The organism is Enterobacter cloacae complex sp. SHL022 (genome assembly GCF_049237785.1).
GTDB classification, from domain to species: Bacteria; Pseudomonadota; Gammaproteobacteria; order Enterobacterales; family Enterobacteriaceae; genus Enterobacter; species Enterobacter hormaechei_C.
This window is the reverse complement of record NZ_JBMKJH010000007.1, coordinates 116,328-133,355: the sequence shown is the minus strand read 5'-3', so window position 1 is coordinate 133,355 and position 17,028 is coordinate 116,328. Positions and strand designations below refer to the sequence as shown.

Annotated in this window: 17 protein-coding genes; 10 read left to right on the top strand and 7 right to left on the bottom strand. The window is 56.2% G+C overall.

All coding sequences use genetic code 11. The annotated features are described in order from the left end of the window. Positions 1-14: 14 nt before the first annotated feature. Both rpoZ and gmk read right to left on the bottom strand, forming a co-directional pair. Positions 15-290 (bottom strand): DNA-directed RNA polymerase subunit omega, encoded by a 276-nt coding sequence (gene rpoZ / locus ACOTZD_RS15645; protein ID WP_000135058.1) that lies wholly within the window; start codon positions 288-290, stop codon positions 15-17. A 54-nt stretch (positions 291-344) separates the two neighbouring features. Next, positions 345-968, bottom strand: a complete 624-nt coding sequence (gene gmk / locus ACOTZD_RS15640; protein WP_006177710.1) for a guanylate kinase — start codon at positions 966-968, stop codon at positions 345-347. A 250-nt stretch (positions 969-1,218) separates the two neighbouring features. On the opposite strand from gmk, the gene ligB reads away from it, so the two are divergent. From ligB to etk, 8 genes are all read left to right on the top strand, one after another. Beyond that, positions 1,219-2,889 carry an NAD-dependent DNA ligase LigB gene (gene ligB, locus ACOTZD_RS15635; protein WP_058659931.1) on the top strand — a complete coding sequence of 557 codons (1,671 nt, stop codon included), beginning with the start codon at positions 1,219-1,221 and terminating at the stop codon, positions 2,887-2,889. A gap of 708 nt (positions 2,890-3,597) precedes the next feature. Continuing rightward, on the top strand, positions 3,598-3,894 hold the full coding sequence (locus tag ACOTZD_RS15630) for a hypothetical protein (protein WP_022650140.1): 297 nt from the start codon (positions 3,598-3,600) through the stop codon (positions 3,892-3,894). A 115-nt stretch (positions 3,895-4,009) separates the two neighbouring features. After that, a complete protein-coding gene (locus ACOTZD_RS15625; protein WP_045894629.1) occupies positions 4,010-4,654 on the top strand; it encodes a YjbF family lipoprotein in 645 nt (214 codons plus the stop codon). Then, a complete protein-coding gene (locus ACOTZD_RS15620; protein WP_234903204.1) occupies positions 4,651-5,388 on the top strand; it encodes a capsule biosynthesis GfcC family protein in 738 nt (245 codons plus the stop codon). Before ACOTZD_RS15625 ends, ACOTZD_RS15620 begins: the two co-directional genes overlap by 4 nt. Beyond that, the gene (locus ACOTZD_RS15615) at positions 5,388-7,481 is read left to right on the top strand and encodes a YjbH domain-containing protein (RefSeq protein WP_058659933.1); all 2,094 of its coding nucleotides are present in this window, start codon (positions 5,388-5,390) and stop codon (positions 7,479-7,481) included. Before ACOTZD_RS15620 ends, ACOTZD_RS15615 begins: the two co-directional genes overlap by 1 nt. Before the next feature lie 43 nt (positions 7,482-7,524). Further along, positions 7,525-8,658, top strand: coding sequence for a polysaccharide export protein (locus ACOTZD_RS15610; RefSeq protein WP_003860914.1), 1,134 nt, complete (start codon positions 7,525-7,527; stop codon positions 8,656-8,658). Beyond that, complete coding sequence (locus tag ACOTZD_RS15605) at positions 8,646-9,089, top strand: protein-tyrosine-phosphatase (protein WP_003860912.1); 444 nt, start codon at positions 8,646-8,648, stop codon at positions 9,087-9,089. Before ACOTZD_RS15610 ends, ACOTZD_RS15605 begins: the two co-directional genes overlap by 13 nt. Positions 9,090-9,111: 22 nt before the next feature. After that, positions 9,112-11,289, top strand: a complete 2,178-nt coding sequence (gene etk, locus ACOTZD_RS15600; protein WP_045335974.1) for a tyrosine-protein kinase — start codon at positions 9,112-9,114, stop codon at positions 11,287-11,289. A gap of 26 nt (positions 11,290-11,315) precedes the next feature. Here the strand turns inward: etk and ACOTZD_RS15595 are convergent, their stop codons facing one another. Further along, positions 11,316-11,933, bottom strand: coding sequence for a trimeric intracellular cation channel family protein (locus tag ACOTZD_RS15595; RefSeq protein ID WP_015570045.1), 618 nt, complete (start codon positions 11,931-11,933; stop codon positions 11,316-11,318). A gap of 208 nt (positions 11,934-12,141) precedes the next feature. Beyond that, positions 12,142-13,005 (bottom strand): YicC/YloC family endoribonuclease, encoded by an 864-nt coding sequence (locus ACOTZD_RS15590; protein WP_003860907.1) that lies wholly within the window; start codon positions 13,003-13,005, stop codon positions 12,142-12,144. A gap of 125 nt (positions 13,006-13,130) precedes the next feature. Here ACOTZD_RS15590 and rph point away from each other — a divergent pair, with 125 nt between their 5' ends. Beyond that, positions 13,131-13,847, top strand: coding sequence for a ribonuclease PH (rph, locus tag ACOTZD_RS15585; protein WP_023315163.1), 717 nt, complete (start codon positions 13,131-13,133; stop codon positions 13,845-13,847). A gap of 66 nt (positions 13,848-13,913) precedes the next feature. Continuing rightward, complete coding sequence (gene pyrE, locus ACOTZD_RS15580; protein WP_048243330.1) at positions 13,914-14,555, top strand: orotate phosphoribosyltransferase; 642 nt, start codon at positions 13,914-13,916, stop codon at positions 14,553-14,555. A gap of 82 nt (positions 14,556-14,637) precedes the next feature. Here the strand turns inward: pyrE and slmA are convergent, their stop codons facing one another. From slmA to coaBC, 3 genes are all read right to left on the bottom strand, one after another. Further along, entirely contained in the window at positions 14,638-15,234 is a 597-nt protein-coding gene (gene slmA, locus ACOTZD_RS15575) for a nucleoid occlusion factor SlmA (RefSeq protein ID WP_003860901.1), read from the bottom strand. A 121-nt stretch (positions 15,235-15,355) separates the two neighbouring features. Then, positions 15,356-15,814, bottom strand: coding sequence for a dUTP diphosphatase (gene dut / locus ACOTZD_RS15570; protein WP_015570042.1), 459 nt, complete (start codon positions 15,812-15,814; stop codon positions 15,356-15,358). Then, the gene (gene coaBC, locus ACOTZD_RS15565) at positions 15,792-17,003 is read right to left on the bottom strand and encodes a bifunctional phosphopantothenoylcysteine decarboxylase/phosphopantothenate--cysteine ligase CoaBC (RefSeq protein WP_174402215.1); all 1,212 of its coding nucleotides are present in this window, start codon (positions 17,001-17,003) and stop codon (positions 15,792-15,794) included. The genes dut and coaBC overlap by 23 nt, the downstream gene beginning before the upstream one ends. Positions 17,004-17,028 lie beyond the last annotated feature (25 nt).

The window sequence follows — 17,028 nt, the reverse complement described above, 5'->3', positions numbered from 1 at the left end:
ACCCGCAGGTTTAATTAACGACGACCTTCAGCAATAGCGGTAACAGCTTGTAATTCAGCGGCTTCCTGCTCTTGCTGCTCCTGGCGCTCACGCACGTCGAGGATCTGGTTGTTGATCAGACCTTCTTCGATTTCGCGAAGTGCAATAACGGTGGTTTTATCGTTTTCTTCCGGTACCAGCGGATCTTTACCGCCTACCTGCATCTGACGAGCGCGACGCGCGGCGACCAGCACCAGGTCAAAACGGTTACCAATTTTCTCTACAGCGTCCTGAACAGTTACGCGTGCCATACTTAAAATGCTCCACAGGTGAAGAAATGACTGGGCATGATACTGAAAGTGGGTTCAGTCTGCCAACAGTTTGGTGATTAATGCGTCATGTCGCTGCTTCTGGCGGCTCATACGCAGGCGTTCTGCGCGAAGGATAGTTTTGAGATCGCTCAGCGCGGCATCAAAATCATCATTCACAATAAGGTAATCATATTCCGCGTAATGGCTCATTTCTGCAACAGCCTGCGCCATACGCTTCGCGATAACTTCTTCGCTGTCCTGGCCGCGACCACGCAGGCGGCGATCCAGTTCATCTTTCGATGGCGGTAAAATAAAGATACTGCGCGAATCAGGCATTTTCTTACGAATTTGCTGCGCGCCCTGCCAGTCGATATCCAGGAACACGTTCACGCCGGTCGCCAGAACCTGCTCAATGGTTTCACGCGAAGTACCGTAGTAGTTACCGAATACTTCTGCGTGTTCAAGAAACGCGTCTCTGCCAATCATCGCTCTGAATTCGTCGTGATTCACAAAGAAATAGTGTTCACCGTGCACTTCACCCGGACGCGGTGCTCGCGTGGTGTGAGAAACAGAAACCTGCGTATCGTACAACGGTTGGGTTTTTAACAGTGCCTGAATAAGGCTGGATTTACCCGCGCCACTAGGGGCAGAAACAATATAAAGCGTGCCTTGAGCCATGAGAGTCTTTTGTATGTGTTAACGAAGAAGTCCTACATACGGGCTTATTATACACGTCGCCGCTGTGTGACGTAGCCTTTGTCACACTTTTTCCCCCGGATGATTAAATTTTGCGTGCCGTTTTCAGCTTTTACCTTCCTTTTGCTGCAACAAAAACAATGCGCTGAAGCGCGCTCGTAAAATGCATTTTTGCAGCTGGTCTGCGGCTCCCGGGCAGGGTATACCCTTCGCAAAACAGGGAGGGGTAATAATGGTGAAATGGATAAGCATACTGATGATCTTCTTAAGCAGCGGGGCGATGGCTATCTGCCCGGTCTGGTCACCGGCTAAAGCCGGGCAGGAGATCGCGGCCCTGAAGGCGCAGCTGACCCGCTGGAATGAAGATTACTGGAAGCAGGGCAGCAGCGAGGTAAGCGACGACGTTTACGACAGGCTTAACGCCCGCTTAAAACAGTGGCAGCGCTGTTTTCACGATGAGCCGCTGCATGACGATCCTCCTGCCGCCAGCGGGACGGTGAAGCATCCCTTCGCCCATACCGGCGTGCATAAGGTAGAAAGCAAGCAGGCGCTTAGCCGCTGGATGGCGACGCAGCAGGATCTCTGGGTACAGCCAAAGGTGGATGGTGTTGCGGTCACCCTGGTCTACAAAAACGGCAAGCTGGCGCAGGCGATCAGCCGGGGCGACGGCTTACAGGGGGAAGAGTGGACGGCACAGGCGCGAATGATCCCCGCTATTCCGCAAACGCTGGCCGGGCCGCTTGCCAACAGTGTGTTGCAGGGGGAACTTTTTCTGCTGCGCGAGGGGCATATCCAGCAGCGGATGGGGGGGATGAACGCGCGTGCGAAGGTAGCGGGGGCGATGATGCGCGCGACCGATCGCGCAGCGCTGAAGCAGACAGGCATTTTTATCTGGGCCTGGCCGAACGGCCCAAAAGTGATGAAAGCACGCCTTTCCGCGCTGGCGGAGGCTGGTTTTACCCTGACGGCGCGATATACCCTGCCGGTTAAAAACGCGGCTGACGTGGAAGCGCAGCGGACGGCCTGGTTTAAGGCTTCGTTGCCCTTCGCCACGGATGGCATCGTGGTCCGCGCCTCGGCAGAGCCGCCGGGCGAGGAGTGGCTGCCGGGGGAAGGAAGTTGGGTCGTCGCATGGAAATACCTTCCTGTGGCCCAGGTGACTGAAGTCAAAGCGATTCACTTTACCGTTGGCCGTACCGGGCGGATCACCGCGATTGCGCAGCTTGAGCCGCTGATGCTCGACGATAAACGCGTACAGCGCGTCAGCTTAGGGTCAGTTAACCGCTGGCAGAGGCTGGATATTGCCCCCGGCGATCAGGTGCTGGTAAGCCTGGCGGGACAAGGTATTCCCCGGCTGGATAACGTGGTGTGGCGCAATGTGGATCGCCGTAAACCACAGCCGCCCTCATCGCGCTATAACGGCTTAACCTGTTTCTATGCCTCCCCGGAGTGCATGGAGCAATTTTTTGCCCGGCTGACGTGGCTAAGTTCCAGGCAGGCGTTAGATATCGAAGGTATGGGCGAATCAGGATGGCGGACCCTCTATCAGGCGCATCGGTTTGAGCACCTCTTCTCCTGGCTACAGCTCACGCAGGCGCAGCTCACCGCGACGCCGGGGATATCGGCATCGCATGGCGCTGCGCTGTGGCATCAGTTTAACCTGGCGCGGGAGCGTCCTTTTATCCGCTGGATCACCGCGATGGGAATACCGCTGGCCCGGTCGACGCTCAAGGCGGCAGGGGATCGCACCTGGCAGGCGCTGATTCAGCGAAGCGAAGCGGAGTGGCGGATGCTACCGGGTGTCGGGCAGGAGAAAGCCCGCCAGATCGTAAACTGGCTGCATCAGCCTCAGATTGATGCCCTGGCAAAGTGGCTGGCCGCAGAGCACATCGGTGGATTTTAATCTGCGTGCGCTCCTGAACAGACTGGCGAGGGAGGAAAACATTTTCGCTGCCGTGAAATAGCGTATTTATGAGACGCGGTTTATATACGCAATAATTATGAATATAAATGAATTATTCATGATAAATATATTTTGAGGAAATATTATTCTCGATCCTGATTTCAGGGTTTACTCTGCTTGTGTTTTTATTTTTCTCGAGAGGTTGGTTTAATTGATCTCAATCATTATTAATCGAGAACACTAGCCGGTAATGAAGGCGGTATAGGTGATGTAGTCTGTGTGCTTGACGTGGTTTTGCTTTTAATTTCAGTTGGTTAAATGTTTAATTAATAATATATTGAGTTTTTTCTGGTTAACAATTGGTCATATTTATTCTGCCGGAAATCATTGCGTCAAATTATTATAAGAATTATCTTATCCAAAATTTTTAAGGTAGTTACCGCTGGGGTGCATTTTGCATCACTTCTGCGTTTTCCTTTCTTTTTGCACCCCGTGAGGGAGTTAACTATCTGAACTCCAATTGAAGCAATTAAGGGTACCGAAATATATCCTGGCGGTTTATATGCGCTGGTGTTCAGAGCCCAGGGCTTTTACATGGATGATTTTCCGTCCCTGTCGGGCCGGAATTCAGCCCCGGGCTTTATGCCCGTTAACCGGGACCTGGTTTCCAGGTGCTCATATTTTCCTTCATTTGAATGAGGACCAAAAATGAAAAGGACGCTTTGTACAGTGCTGACGGCACTCACGCTGGCGACTGCCTTGCCTGCTATAGGCGCTACCACCGAAGCAGGTAGCACCAGCGCAGCAACAACCGGAACAACAACCGGAGCAACGGTGGGAACTACCGCTGGCACTACGGGGGGACTGGCGGCAGGGGCGATTGGGACAACCGCTGTTGTCACCACCGCTGCGATTGCCGGCGTAGCGACGTTAGCCGTTGTCGCGGCAAGCGACAGTGGCGATGACTCAAGCAATGGTACTTCCACGACGACAGTTACCCGCTAAGGCTGGTGCGCAAGGCGATATAGCCTTGCGCTGAACAGCGCAACGACTTGACCCGGCGTCGATATCAAAGCCGGGTATTTAATTGATTTCAATGTTATTTAATCAAGGATTTCTGGTGAGACTGTTTATTCTGCTCATCATGACTCTGCTGATCCAGGGATGTACGCCGAGCCAGCAGAGCATTATTGAGACCTTTAACGCCAGTCTGGACGGGCGCCAGGATGTGACGGTAACGGACGGGCAGATTCAGGCGTTCCCATACTCAACCATGTACCTGCGACTGGATAATGGCCCGAGGATCCTGGTGGTTCTCGGATACATCGAACAGGGAAACAGTAAATGGTTATCGCAGGATAATGCGATGATCGTCACGCATAACGGTCGCCTTATCCACACGCTCAAGCTTCCTTATAACCTGCTTGAGGTAACCAATCTTGAGCACGATCCGCTGCGCCACACGCCGCAGCTCCGCGACGGCAGCCAGTGGTCGCGTGATGTGCGCTGGCAGGAAGAGGGGCGGTATCGCTCCGCACACCTGAACTCGCGCTTCTCCCTGAGCGGGACGGAAAACCTGACCCTTGCCGGAAACACGCTACGTTGTCAGGTCTGGCAGGAGGCGGTGCAGGCCGACGGCCTCGATCGTCGCTGGCATAACACCTTCTGGATTGATTCCGCTACCGGCCAGGTACGCCAGAGCGAACAGATGCTCGGCGCGGGCGTATTCCCTGTCGCCATGACGATGTTGAAGCCCGCCCCATGAACAGACTCAGAAAATGGTTACCTGGCGTAGGGCTATCTCTCTTCAGCCTGTCCGCCTTATGCGCAAGCGTCGTTACCGTGCATCAGCCGGGCAAAACGTGGTCTGCTGAACCGGCTGATACGCTCTCCCGGCTGGTCACCCAGCCGCAGCTGAACAACGTCTGGTGGCAGGGGGCTGTCATCGCAACCCCTTCCGCCACGCTGCGCGCGCAACAGACGCAACAGCAGGTGCTGGCGTCGCTTTCAGTCTGGCAGAATCGCGCCGATGACGAGCGGATCGCGACCATTCGCGCTGTCGCTGCACAGATCCGCTCGCTGCGGATCGTCGGGCGGCAGTTTGTCAGCCTCGACCCAGATGCCGTGCGTACCGACGCCCGCGGCGATCGCTTCCTTGAGGGCCGTTACGATCTGTGGCTCTCTCCTGCGCCCCGTACCGTCACGCTGATGGGGGCGGTCGTCACGCCGGGGAAACGGGCCTGGCGACCGGGCGCAAGCATCCGGGACTACTTACAGGGGCAGTTGCGGCTGGCCGGCGCCGACAGGAATAACGTAACCGTTATCGATCCTGACGGCAGTACGGTTGTTGCGCCGGTGGCGTACTGGAACGCACGCCATATTGAAGCAGAGCCGGGCGCTGTTCTGTGGGTGGGGTTTGATCCCCGGGCGGTACCGGACGATTTTACCGGTCTGAATGAGCAAATCGTTGCGCTCCTGACGCGGCGGATACCTGACTGATGAACAAACTTTTTTTACTGAGCGGCCTTGCTCTGGCGATCTCTTCTGCCTGCCACGCGGAGCTGCGTACCTGGCCCGATCCGACCGGACCGTCACAGTCCGATTTTGGCGGCACCGGCCTGATGCAAATGCCCGACGCGCGCTTTGGCCGGGAAGGGGAATTCAGCGTAAACTACCGCGATAACAACCAGTACCGTTTTTACTCCTCTTCGGTCGTGCTCTTCCCGTGGCTGGAAGGGACAATTCGCTATACCGACGTCCGCACCCGTAAATACAGCAGCAACGAGGATTTCAGCGGCGATCAAAGCTACAAGGATAAGTCGTTCGACTTTAAAGTTCGTCTGTGGGAAGAGGACTATAGCCTGCCGCAGGTGGCGCTCGGCAAGCGTGATATTGCAGGCACCGGCCTGTTCGATGGTGAATATCTGGTTGCCAGTAAAATGGCCGGACCGGTCGATTTTACCTTTGGAATAGCCTGGGGATATCCCGGTAATAGCGACAACGTGGGTAACCCGCTTTGCCATGACAACAATAAGTATTGCACCCGCGGCGAGTCGCATGATGCCGGAGATATCAGCTTTAGCGATATGTTTCGTGGTCCGGCGTCTCTGTTTGGCGGCCTCCAGTATCAGACGCCCTGGCAGCCCCTGCGCCTGAAGCTTGAGTATGACGGCAACAATTATGCCGATGATTTTGCCGGCTCCATTAAGCAGTCGAGCCATATTAACGTGGGGGCGGTCTATCGCGTTGCCGACTGGGCCGATCTCAACCTCAGCTACGAGCGCGGCAATACGCTGATGTTTGGCTTCACCCTGCGGACCAACTTTAACGACCTGCGCCCCGCGCTGCGTGATAACCCGAAACCGGCCTGGCAACCGGCACCGGCAGGCGAGACGCTGGACTATACCTCTGCGGCGAACCAGCTCACCGCGCTTAAGTACAACGCAGGCTTCGATGCGCCGGAGATCCTTCAGCACGGCAATACCTTATACATGACCGGCGAACAGTATCGCTATCGCGATCCGCGCGAAGCGGTGGATCGTGCCAACCGTATTCTGATCAATAACCTGCCCGACGGGGTCGACACGATCGCTATCACCCAGCAGCGTGATCATCTGCCGCTGGTCACGACGCAAACCGATGTCGCCAGCCTGCGCAAACAGTTGGCGGGGCAGCCGCTCGGCCAGGAGGAGGCGCTCAGGCAGCAGCGCGTCGAGCCTGTGGATACCACAGCATTCGGGCGTGGCTACCGTATTCGCGCCGATCGCTTCAGCTACAGCGTTAAACCGACGCTGGCGCAGTCGCTGGGCGGTCCGGAAGATTTCTATATGTTCCAGGTGGGGGTGATGGCCAGCGCCAGCTACTGGCTGACCGATCGTCTGCTGCTCGACGGCGGCGTGTTCGCCAACCTCTATAACAACTACGACAAGTTCAAATCCTCGCTACTTCCCGCTGACTCCAGCCTGCCGCGCGTCAGAACCCATATTCGCGATTATGTCAGCAATGACGTCTACATCAACAACTTACAAGCCAACTATGTCGATGCGCTGGGGAACGGCTTCTATGCCCAGATTTATGGCGGCTACCTCGAAACCATGTACGGCGGCGTGGGAGCAGAGGCGCTCTGGCGCCCGCTGGATAGCGACTGGGCGCTGGGCGTGGATGCGAATTACGTCAAGCAGCGCGACTGGGACGACATGATGCGCTTCACCGACTACAGCGTGCCAACCGGATTTATCACCGCCTACTGGAACCCGGCGAAGCTCAACAGTGTGCTAATGAAGCTGAGCGTCGGGCAGTACCTGGCGAAGGATAAAGGCGCCACCCTCGACGTCGCGAAGCGATTCGACAGCGGCGTGACGGTAGGCGTCTGGGCGGCGCTGACCAACGTCTCGAAAGAGGATTATGGCGAAGGTGGCTTTAGCAAAGGCTTCTACATCTCGATCCCGCTTGATCTGATGACGATCGGCCCAAATCGCAACCGGGCGGTAGTCTCGTGGACGCCTCTCACGCGTGATGGCGGCCAGATGTTAGGCCGTAAATATCAGCTCTATGACATGACGTCAGAACGCGAAACCCCGGTAGGGCAGTAGTACCGGATGAAACAGGCATTACTTAACCAGATGATTTTCCTGAATGAAAAACGTTAAATTTTCCGTGCTGGCGTTGGCTATGATGGCGTTAAGCGGTTGTACTATCGTACCGGGCCAGGGACTTAGCACCCAGGGCAAAGATATTATCGATCTGCCTGACAGCAATTACGATCTGAATAAGATGGTCAACGTCTATCCCCTCACGCCGGGGCTGGTGGAGCAGTTGCTGCCTGGCAAAGTCGACTCCCGCGCGAATCCTGAACTGGATCGCCAGCTTCAGAACTACCAATATTGCATCGGCGTCGGCGACGTGCTGATGGTTACCGTCTGGGACCACCCGGAGCTGACCACCCCTGCAGGTCAGTACCGCAGCGCCAGCGATACGGGCAACTGGGTGAATGCCGATGGCACGATCTTCTACCCCTATATCGGCAAAATCCGCGTCGTCGGCAAAACGCTGGCCCAGGTGCGCGATGAGATCGCCGCCCGGCTGGATTCGGTGATTGAGAGCCCGCAGGTGGATGTCAGCGTCGCGGCATTCCGCTCGCAAAAAGCCTACGTGACGGGCGAAGTGGCTAAGTCGGGCCAGCAGCCCATCACCAACATTCCGCTGACGATAATGGATGCGATCAATGCGGCTGGCGGCCTGACATCTGAGGCGGACTGGCGCCATGTGGTGCTGACCCACAACGGCCAGGACACGCACATTTCGCTCTACGCGCTGATGCAGCGCGGCGATCTCACCCAGAACAAACTCCTCTATCCGGGCGATATTCTCTTCATTCCCCGTAATGACGACCTGAAAGTGTTTGTCATGGGCGAGGTGGGTAAACAGAGCACCCTGAAGATGGACCGTAGCGGCATGACGCTGGCGGAAGCGCTGGGTAATGCACAGGGCGTGAATCAGGATATGGCCGACGCCACCGGAATCTTTGTGATTCGTCCGTTGCAGGGCAAGCAGAACGGCAAAATCGCCAACGTCTACCAGCTTAACGCCCGGGATGCCACCGCGATGGTGTTGAGCACCGAATTTCAGCTTGAGCCTTACGACATCGTCTATGTCACCACCGCGCCGCTGGTGCGCTGGAACCGCGTGATCTCTCAGCTTGTGCCGACCATTACCGGCGTACATGACCTGACTGAAACAGGGAGATATATCAGAACATGGCCAAACTAACGTTTAACGCCATCCTGGTGATCTGTACCGGCAATATCTGCCGCTCTCCCATTGGGGAACGGCTGCTGCGCCGGCTGCTTCCCGCTGCCCGGGTCGATTCAGCGGGAACGTGTGGCCTGGAAGGGCGCACCGCCGATTTACAGGCGACAGAGATCGCCGCCGAACGCGGCACTCTGCTTGAGGGCCACGTGGCGCGCAGGCTCACCCCCGCCATGGTGCGCGACTACGATCTGATTCTGGCGATGGAGCTGGAACATATCGAGCAGGTCACGGCTATCGCACCGGAGGCGCGCGGCAAAATGATGCTCTTTGGTCACTGGACGGGCAGAAAAGAGATCCCGGACCCCTACCGTAAAAACCGGGACGCATTTGAATATGTTTATGGGCTGCTGGAGCAGGCCAGTCTGGAATGGGCGAAACGGCTCAGTTAATCACACGGGATAGTTACGTTTTATGTCAACAAATAACCTTCACGCCCATGATGCGTCTGCCGCGAATAACGAGATCGATCTTGTGCGCCTGTTGGGTGAGCTGCTCGACCACCGAAAATTTATTCTCATCCTTACCGCGCTGTTCACGCTGGTGGCCCTGCTTTATGCGCTCTTTGCCACACCGGTTTATCAGGCCGATGCGCTGATACAGGTGGAACAGAAGCAGGGCAACGCGCTACTCAGTAACCTTAGCGAGTTCATCCCTGACTCCTCGCCGGAGTCGGCACCGGAGCTTCAGCTTCTCCAGTCGCGCATGATCCTCGGTAAAACGATTGATGACCTGAACCTGCGCACGCAGGTAAGTGAAAACTATTTTCCCTTTGTCGGACGCGGCTGGGCGCGGCTCACCGGCCAACAGCCTGGCATCGTCGATATCCGTATGCTCAATCTTCCCCCTGTTGCGGGCCGGGCGCAAAAGCTGACGCTGACCGTCGGCGAGAAGGGCCACTATCAGCTGGAAGGCGATAATGTGACGTTACAGGGCGTTGTGGGACAACCCCTGAGCGCGGCGAATATCGCCATTACCATTGCCGATATCCAGGCGAAGCCGGGTACGCAATTTACGATTACACAGCAGAGTGAGCTGGAGGCCATTGACGCGCTACAGCTGCGTTTTTCCGTGAGCGAGCGCAGCAAGGACAGCGGGATGCTTGGCCTGACCATCACGGGGGAAGACCCCGACGAGATGGCTCGCGTGCTTAACTGCATCGCCGACAACTATTTACAACAGAACGTGGCTCGCCAGGCGGCGCAGGATGCGAAAAGCCTGCAATTTTTGAAGCAGCAGCTTCCGCAGGTGCGCAGCGAGCTGGACCAGGCCGAGGAGAAGCTCAACCGCTATCGCCAGCAAAACGACTCCGTTGACCTGAACCTGGAGGCAAAAGCGGTGCTGGAGCAGATTGTGAATGCGGACAATCAGCTCAATGAACTGACCTTCCGGGAAGCGGAAATTTCGCAGCTCTACAAAAAAGATCACCCCACCTACCGGGCGCTGATTGAGAAACGCCAGACGCTGGAGCAGGAAAAAAACCGCCTGAATAAACGGGTATCGTCCATGCCGTCAACCCAGCAGGAGGTGTTGCGCCTGAGCCGTGATGTGGAGTCGGGACGCGTTATCTACCAGCAGCTGCTTAACCGCGAACAGGAGCTGAGCATCGCCCGGTCGAGCGCAATTGGTAACGTCCGCATTATCGATCCGGCCGTGACCCGGCCGCAGCCAGTCAAGCCGAAAAAAGCGCTGGTCGTCGTTCTGGGGGTTCTCCTGGGTCTGTTCGTCTCTGCGGGCTGGATCCTGGCGCGCAGTATGCTGCGTATGGGCATTGAAACGCCGGAGCAGCTGGAGGAGCACGGGATTAACGTCTATGCCACCGTACCGCTGTCAGAATGGCTGGCTAAAAAGATGCGTTTGCGTAAAAAAGACTTTATGTCCCCAGGGCTGCGCCATAAGACCAAACATATCCCCTTCCTGGCGGCGGATAATCCGGTCGATCTCTCCGTGGAGGCGATTCGCGGCCTGCGCACCAGCCTGCATTTCGCGATGATGGAGTCAGCGAACAATATACTGATGATCTCTGGCGCCACGCCTGATAGCGGTAAAACCTTTGTCAGCAGTACCCTGGCGGCCGTCGTGGCGCAGGCGGGCCAGAAAGTGCTCTATATTGATGCGGATATGCGTCGCGGGTATGCCCATGATCTGTTTAAGCTCGACAATACCTGCGGCTTGTCGGAGATATTGTCCGGTAAGGCGGAGTATACCCAGGGCGTTCAGACCTTCGATAAAGGCGGGTTCGATACCATCGTGCGCGGGCAGATCCCTCCTAATCCGGCGGAGCTTCTGATGCATACGCGTTTCCAGCAGCTGCTGGACTGGGCGAATGAACGCTACGATCTGGTGATTATCGATACGCCACCGATCCTGGCGGTCACCGACGCGGCGGTTGTCGGCCGTCGCGCAGGCACCACGCTGCTGGTCGCCCGCTTCGGGATGAACAGCGTGAAGGAGATGCTGGTCTGTGTACAGCGTCTGGAGCAGAGTGGCGTCAATACCAAAGGAGTGATTCTCAACGGCGTCGTTAAGCGGGCAAGCAACGCTTACGGCTACGGCTACCATCACTACGGTTACAACTATTCGAGTAACTGATTATCCGGCGCCTGCCCGTTCTGACATTAATGCGCATTGTGTTTGTAATGAAAAACGGGCAGGCCCAGCTTAAGGCGCAATGCCAGCATACGCGCGGTGAAGCCAAACAGCAGGGTGGAGATAACCACAACATCGTGGCTGGTGACATAGTGCTGCAAGGCGACATAAAGCACTGCCGCGGCAAAGGAGATGCCGGCATACAGTTCCTTCTGGAAAACCAGCGGGATACGTTTGCAGAACATATCCCGCAGCACCCCGCCAAACACGCCCGTGATCACGGCAGCAATGGTGGCGATAACCGGGCCTTCACCCATATCGAGAGCGATTTGTGCGCCAATGATGGAAAAAACAATCAGCCCAAGCGCATCCAGCACCAGGAACACGCGGCGCAGATGAGGCATCACCGGGGCCACAATCGTGGTTAGCACGGCTGCCGTTGCCACGATAATGACGTACTCAGGGTTTTTTACCCAGCCGAGCGGATAATGGCCAAGCAGGATATCGCGTACGGACCCGCCGCCGAGCGCGGTGGCTGTGGCAATGATAATCACGCCGAAGGTGTCCATACGGCGACGTCCGGCAGCGAGCGCGCCGGTCATGGCTTCTGCGGTAATGCCAATAAGATAAAGAATGTGAAGCAGCATAAACCCTCCGGAATGAAGAGAAGGAGATTAGCGATTTGTGCGGAAGATCACGATTGAGATTTTCTAAGGTGAGGGAGTTTGCCCTACAGAAAATTATCAACGCATGCCAGGCAGGCTTGATATAAGGCGGGATAGAAAGGAAGTAGGGCTAAGAAAGGATTAGAAAAAGTAATGGGTGGTATGCGAGGCAATACCACCCTGAAAGGAATTACTCGATATTCTGGATCTGCTCGCGCATCTGCTCAATCAGGACCTTCAGTTCAATCGCTGAATTGGTTACCTCTGCATTGATAGACTTAGACGCCAGCGTGTTCGACTCGCGATTGAACTCCTGCATCATAAAGTCGAGACGGCGGCCTACCGCTTCTTTCTTCTTCAGAATGTTGTAGGTCTCTTTAACGTGCGCTTCCAGACGATCCAGCTCTTCAGCCACGTCCACACGCTGCGCCATCAGCACCAGCTCTTGTTCCAGACGGTTGTTTTCCAGCTGGACTTCCGCCTCTTCCAGTTTGGCGACAAGACGCTCACGCTGCCATTGCAGCACTTCTGGCATATGAGCGCGCACTTTAGCGACTTCGGCGCTCACGCCCTCAAGGCGTTGCTCAATCATCGCTTTCAGCGCCTGGCCTTCGGTTTCGCGGGCAACGATAAAGTCGTCCAGCGTGCCGTCGAGTGCAGCCAGGATCTCAGCGGTAATCGCGTCCAGATCCTGCTCTCCGGCGGCCATCACGCCAGGCCAGCGCAGAATATCAACCGGGTTGATCTCGCCTTCATCGCTTTGCATTTTGACCCAGTTCGCCGCATTAACCAGCTGTTTTGCCAACTTTTCGTTCAGGATCAGTTCGCCCTGTGCACTGGCATCAGGCTCAAAACGCAGGTTACATTCCACTTTCCCGCGGGTCAGACGCGTACGGATACGCTCACGCACCACAGGCTCCAGGCTGCGGAACTGTTCCGGCATACGGAAATACGTTTCCAGATAGCGCTGGTTTACCGAGCGCATTTCCCAGGTAGCGCTACCCCAGCTACCCTTGATTTCACGCCGGGCGTAGGCGGTCATACTGCGGATCATAGACATTCCCGTTTTTAAAGGAGAGATGGGGGGATTATAGCTTTCAGGGGCTTCTCAGGATAGGAATAAGCGTCCTTTATCCGTATAATGCGCAGCCACATTCGTTTCAAGCCGGAGAATCCATCATGCGTCCAGCAGGTCGTAGCGCCAACCAGGTGCGTCCCGTCACCCTGACCCGTAACTATACAAAACACGCTGAAGGCTCCGTGCTGGTTGAGTTTGGTGACACCAAGGTGCTTTGCACCGCGTCCATTGAAGAGGGCGTGCCTCGCTTCCTGAAAGGTCAGGGCCAGGGGTGGATCACCGCCGAATACGGTATGTTGCCGCGCGCAACCCATACCCGTAATGCCCGTGAAGCGGCAAAAGGTAAGCAGGGCGGCCGTACTATGGAGATTCAGCGCCTGATCGCGCGTGCGCTCCGCGCCGCGGTTGACCTGAAAACGTTGGGTGAGTTCACCATCACGCTGGACTGCGACGTGATCCAGGCCGATGGTGGCACGCGTACGGCCTCTATTACCGGTGCCTGTGTGGCGCTGACAGACGCCCTGAACAAGCTGGTTGCCGCCGGTAAGCTGAAAACCAACCCAATGAAAGGGATGGTTGCTGCTGTCTCCGTTGGTATCGTTAACGGCGAAGCGCTTTGCGATCTGGAATACGTTGAAGATTCTGCCGCAGAAACCGACATGAACGTGGTGATGACCGAAGATGGTCGCATCATTGAAGTGCAGGGTACGGCAGAAGGCGAGCCATTCACCCACGAAGAACTGCTCACCTTGCTGGCGTTGGCCCGAGGGGGAATCGAATCTATTGTAGCGACGCAGAAAGCGGCGTTAGAAAATTGATTTTAAGGCGACCAATGAGTCGCCTTTTTTTTGCCTGTAAGACTGAAAAGACAAAGGAGCAAATCCATGAAATCGTATCAGCGCCAGTTTATTGAGTTTGCGCTTAACAAGCAGGTACTTAAGTTTGGCGAGTTCACGCTGAAATCCGGGCGTAAAAGCCCGTATTTCTTCAACGCCGGGCTGTTTAATACCGGGCGCGACCTGGCACTGTTAGGCCGCTTCTATGCCGAAGCGCTGGTGGATTCCGGGATTGATTTCGACCTGCTGTTTGGCCCCGCGTACAAAGGCATTCCAATCGCAACCACCACGGCGGTGGCGCTGGCGGAGCACCATGACCGCGACGTACCGTACTGCTTTAACCGTAAAGAAGCCAAAACCCACGGTGAAGGCGGCAACCTGGTAGGCAGCGCGTTGCAGGGCCGCGTGATGCTGGTGGATGACGTGATCACCGCAGGTACCGCGATCCGTGAATCGATGGAGATAATCCAGGCTAACGGTGCAACGCTTGCGGGCGTGCTGATTTCGCTCAATCGTCAGGAGCGTGGGCGCGGCGACATCTCTGCTATTCAGGAAGTGGAGCGCGACTACAACTGCAAAGTGACGTCGATTATTACCCTGAAAGATCTGATTGCGTATCTGGAAGAGAAGCCTGAGATGGCTGATCATCTGGCGGCGGTGCGTCAATACCGCGAAGAGTTTGGCGTTTAATTCAATTGCCCGGTGGCGCTGCGCTTACCGGGCCTACCCGTTCGTAGGCCGGATAAGGCGAAGCCGCCATCCGGCGATGGCGTTACTGTAACTGAGCAGCCACTAACGGCCAGCGGGCGTCAAAATCGTCCGTTGGTCGATATTTAAACTCGCTGCGCACAAACCGGGAGAGCATCCCTTCGCAAAATGCCAGGATCTGGCTTGCCAGCAGGGTTTCATCCGTATTATATCCCTCGCCTTCCCGCATTTTCTTCTCGCGCAGAACCTGACGTAGCTGGGCTTCGATACGCTCAAAAAGCTGGTTTATACGGCCTTGCAGACGATCCTGTTCAAACATCAGCGCGTGGCCGGTCAGAATACGGGTCAGACCCGGGTTACGTTCACCAAAGCCCAGAATCAGCAGCACAATCAGACGCAGACGCGTGCTGGTGTCTTTTTCATCCTTCAGAATCAGGTTGATGCGCGTGATCAGGCTGTCTTCGATAAACTCGATCAGGCTGTCAAACATCCGGGTTTTGCTCGGGAAATGACGATACAGCGCCGCCTCTGACACGCCCACAGAGGCCGCCAGTTTTGCGGTGGTGATGCGTTGACTGCCGTCGCTGGATTCAAGCATCAGAGCCAGAGATTGAAGTATTTCTTCGCGACGATTCCTTTTCGCGGTTTGTTTTTCTGCCATGTTACAAAATACCCCTGAAAATAAGCACTTGTCAGGCTGGCAACCACACAGCGACCCGCAAACTGACGTTTGCGGTTTGTTATTGCATTATGGCGCTGTGAGATGCGTGTTTGTCGGGCGGTTATTTGCGCCCGGAATGGCCGAAGCCGCCTTCGCCACGGTCGGTAGCGTCGAAGTCTGCCACCAGGTTAAATTCTGCCTGCACCACCGGTACAAACACCATCTGCGCGATACGCTCGCCCGGCTCAATGGTGAAGCTGTCCTGGCCACGGTTCCATACGGATACCATCAGCTGACCCTGATAGTCAGAGTCGATCAGGCCGACCAGGTTACCCAGCACGACGCCATGCTTATGGCCCAGGCCAGAGCGCGGCAGGATCACCGCTGCCAGTGACGGGTCAGCAATGTGAATCGCCAGCCCGGTCGGGATCAGGGTCGTTGCACCCGGCGCCAGTTCTACGGCGTCATCGAGACAGGCGCGCAGGTCAAGACCGGCAGAGCCGGAGGTGGCATACGTTGGCAGCGGAAATTGCTCGCCAACGCGCGGGTCCAGAATCTTAACGTCGATTTTTTTCATCATAACGGGTAACGATCTCGTCCAGTAAGTGTTGGCCCAGGAGTTCTTTGCGCTCAAGCGGTAAGACTTTATCTCCATCCTGCCAGAAAAGGTGCAATGCGTTGCTGTCGCTGTTAAATCCTTGCGTGGACAGCGATACGTCGTTCGCGCAAATTAAATCGAGGTTTTTGCGGGTACGTTTTTGCCGGGCATATTCTTCCACATTATTCGTTTCTGCGGCAAACCCAACAACGTAAGGACGATGAGTTTTCAGTGCGGCGACACCGGCAACGATATCCGGGTTCTTCACCATTTTTATTGTTAATTCATCGCCTTGCTTTTTAATTTTGGCGTCAGCAATAGTTTCGGCGCGGTAATCAGCGACGGCCGCACAGCCGATAAAAATATGCTGCTGTTGAGCATGCGCCAGTACGGCGGCGTTCATTTCCAGCGCGGTCGTCACATCAATACGCTGCACAAACGCTGGTGTGGTAAGCGACACCGGGCCGCTCACCAGCGTGACGTTCGCGCCGCGTTTGGCTGCCGCGGCAGCAATCGCAAAGCCCATTTTGCCGGAGCTGTGGTTGGTGATGTAACGCACCGGATCCAGCGGCTCGCGCGTGGGGCCCGCGGTAATCATGATGTTGAGATGTTGCAGATCGTTGACAGGCGAGAAATGGGCGGCGGCCATATCAACAATCGTTAATGGGTCGAGCATACGCCCTGGCCCCACGTCGCCGCAGGCCTGGCTGCCGCTGTCCGGTCCCCAAATCAGCAGGCCGCGCGAGGCCAGCGTGTCCAGATTGTGCTGGGTAGCGGCGTTGCGGTACATCTGCTGGTTCATTGCGGGCACAACCGCGACGGGCGCAGGCGTGGCGAGGCAAATGGTCGTTACCAGATCGTTCGCCATACCGGCTGCCAGGCGGGCAATTAAATCTGCCGTGGCGGGGGCAAGGATAACCAGATCGGCCCATTTCCCCAGCTCAATGTGGCCCATTGCGGCTTCGGCCGCCGGGTCGAGAAGGCTGTCGGATATCGGGTATCCCGAGACGGCTTGCAGGCTCAGTGGGGTGATAAAGGCTTTGCCGCCTTCGGTGATCGCGACCCGTACGTCGGCCCCGCGCTCGCGCAAACGGCGCACCAGGTCTGGCGTTTTATAGGCAGCAATACCGCCGCTGACGCCAAGAACGATTTTTTTACCGGCCAGGCTCATCATGATTCTTTCCTGTTGGGTTTCA

Coding starts and splice junctions, on each gene's coding strand:
- etk (WP_045335974.1), top strand. CDS start 9,112: ATGTCAACAAATAACCTTCACGCCCATGATGCGTCTGCCGCGAATAAC.
- ACOTZD_RS15630 (WP_022650140.1), top strand. CDS start 3,598: ATGAAAAGGACGCTTTGTACAGTGCTGACGGCACTCACGCTGGCGACT.
- gmk (WP_006177710.1), bottom strand. CDS start 968: ATGGCTCAAGGCACGCTTTATATTGTTTCTGCCCCTAGTGGCGCGGGT.
- ligB (WP_058659931.1), top strand. CDS start 1,219: ATGGTGAAATGGATAAGCATACTGATGATCTTCTTAAGCAGCGGGGCG.
- pyrE (WP_048243330.1), top strand. CDS start 13,914: ATGAAATCGTATCAGCGCCAGTTTATTGAGTTTGCGCTTAACAAGCAG.
- rpoZ (WP_000135058.1), bottom strand. CDS start 290: ATGGCACGCGTAACTGTTCAGGACGCTGTAGAGAAAATTGGTAACCGT.
- ACOTZD_RS15610 (WP_003860914.1), top strand. CDS start 7,525: ATGAAAAACGTTAAATTTTCCGTGCTGGCGTTGGCTATGATGGCGTTA.
- ACOTZD_RS15590 (WP_003860907.1), bottom strand. CDS start 13,005: ATGATCCGCAGTATGACCGCCTACGCCCGGCGTGAAATCAAGGGTAGC.
- rph (WP_023315163.1), top strand. CDS start 13,131: ATGCGTCCAGCAGGTCGTAGCGCCAACCAGGTGCGTCCCGTCACCCTG.
- ACOTZD_RS15605 (WP_003860912.1), top strand. CDS start 8,646: ATGGCCAAACTAACGTTTAACGCCATCCTGGTGATCTGTACCGGCAAT.
- slmA (WP_003860901.1), bottom strand. CDS start 15,234: ATGGCAGAAAAACAAACCGCGAAAAGGAATCGTCGCGAAGAAATACTT.
- coaBC (WP_174402215.1), bottom strand. CDS start 17,003: ATGAGCCTGGCCGGTAAAAAAATCGTTCTTGGCGTCAGCGGCGGTATT.
- ACOTZD_RS15595 (WP_015570045.1), bottom strand. CDS start 11,933: ATGCTGCTTCACATTCTTTATCTTATTGGCATTACCGCAGAAGCCATG.
- ACOTZD_RS15615 (WP_058659933.1), top strand. CDS start 5,388: ATGAACAAACTTTTTTTACTGAGCGGCCTTGCTCTGGCGATCTCTTCT.
- dut (WP_015570042.1), bottom strand. CDS start 15,814: ATGATGAAAAAAATCGACGTTAAGATTCTGGACCCGCGCGTTGGCGAG.
- ACOTZD_RS15620 (WP_234903204.1), top strand. CDS start 4,651: ATGAACAGACTCAGAAAATGGTTACCTGGCGTAGGGCTATCTCTCTTC.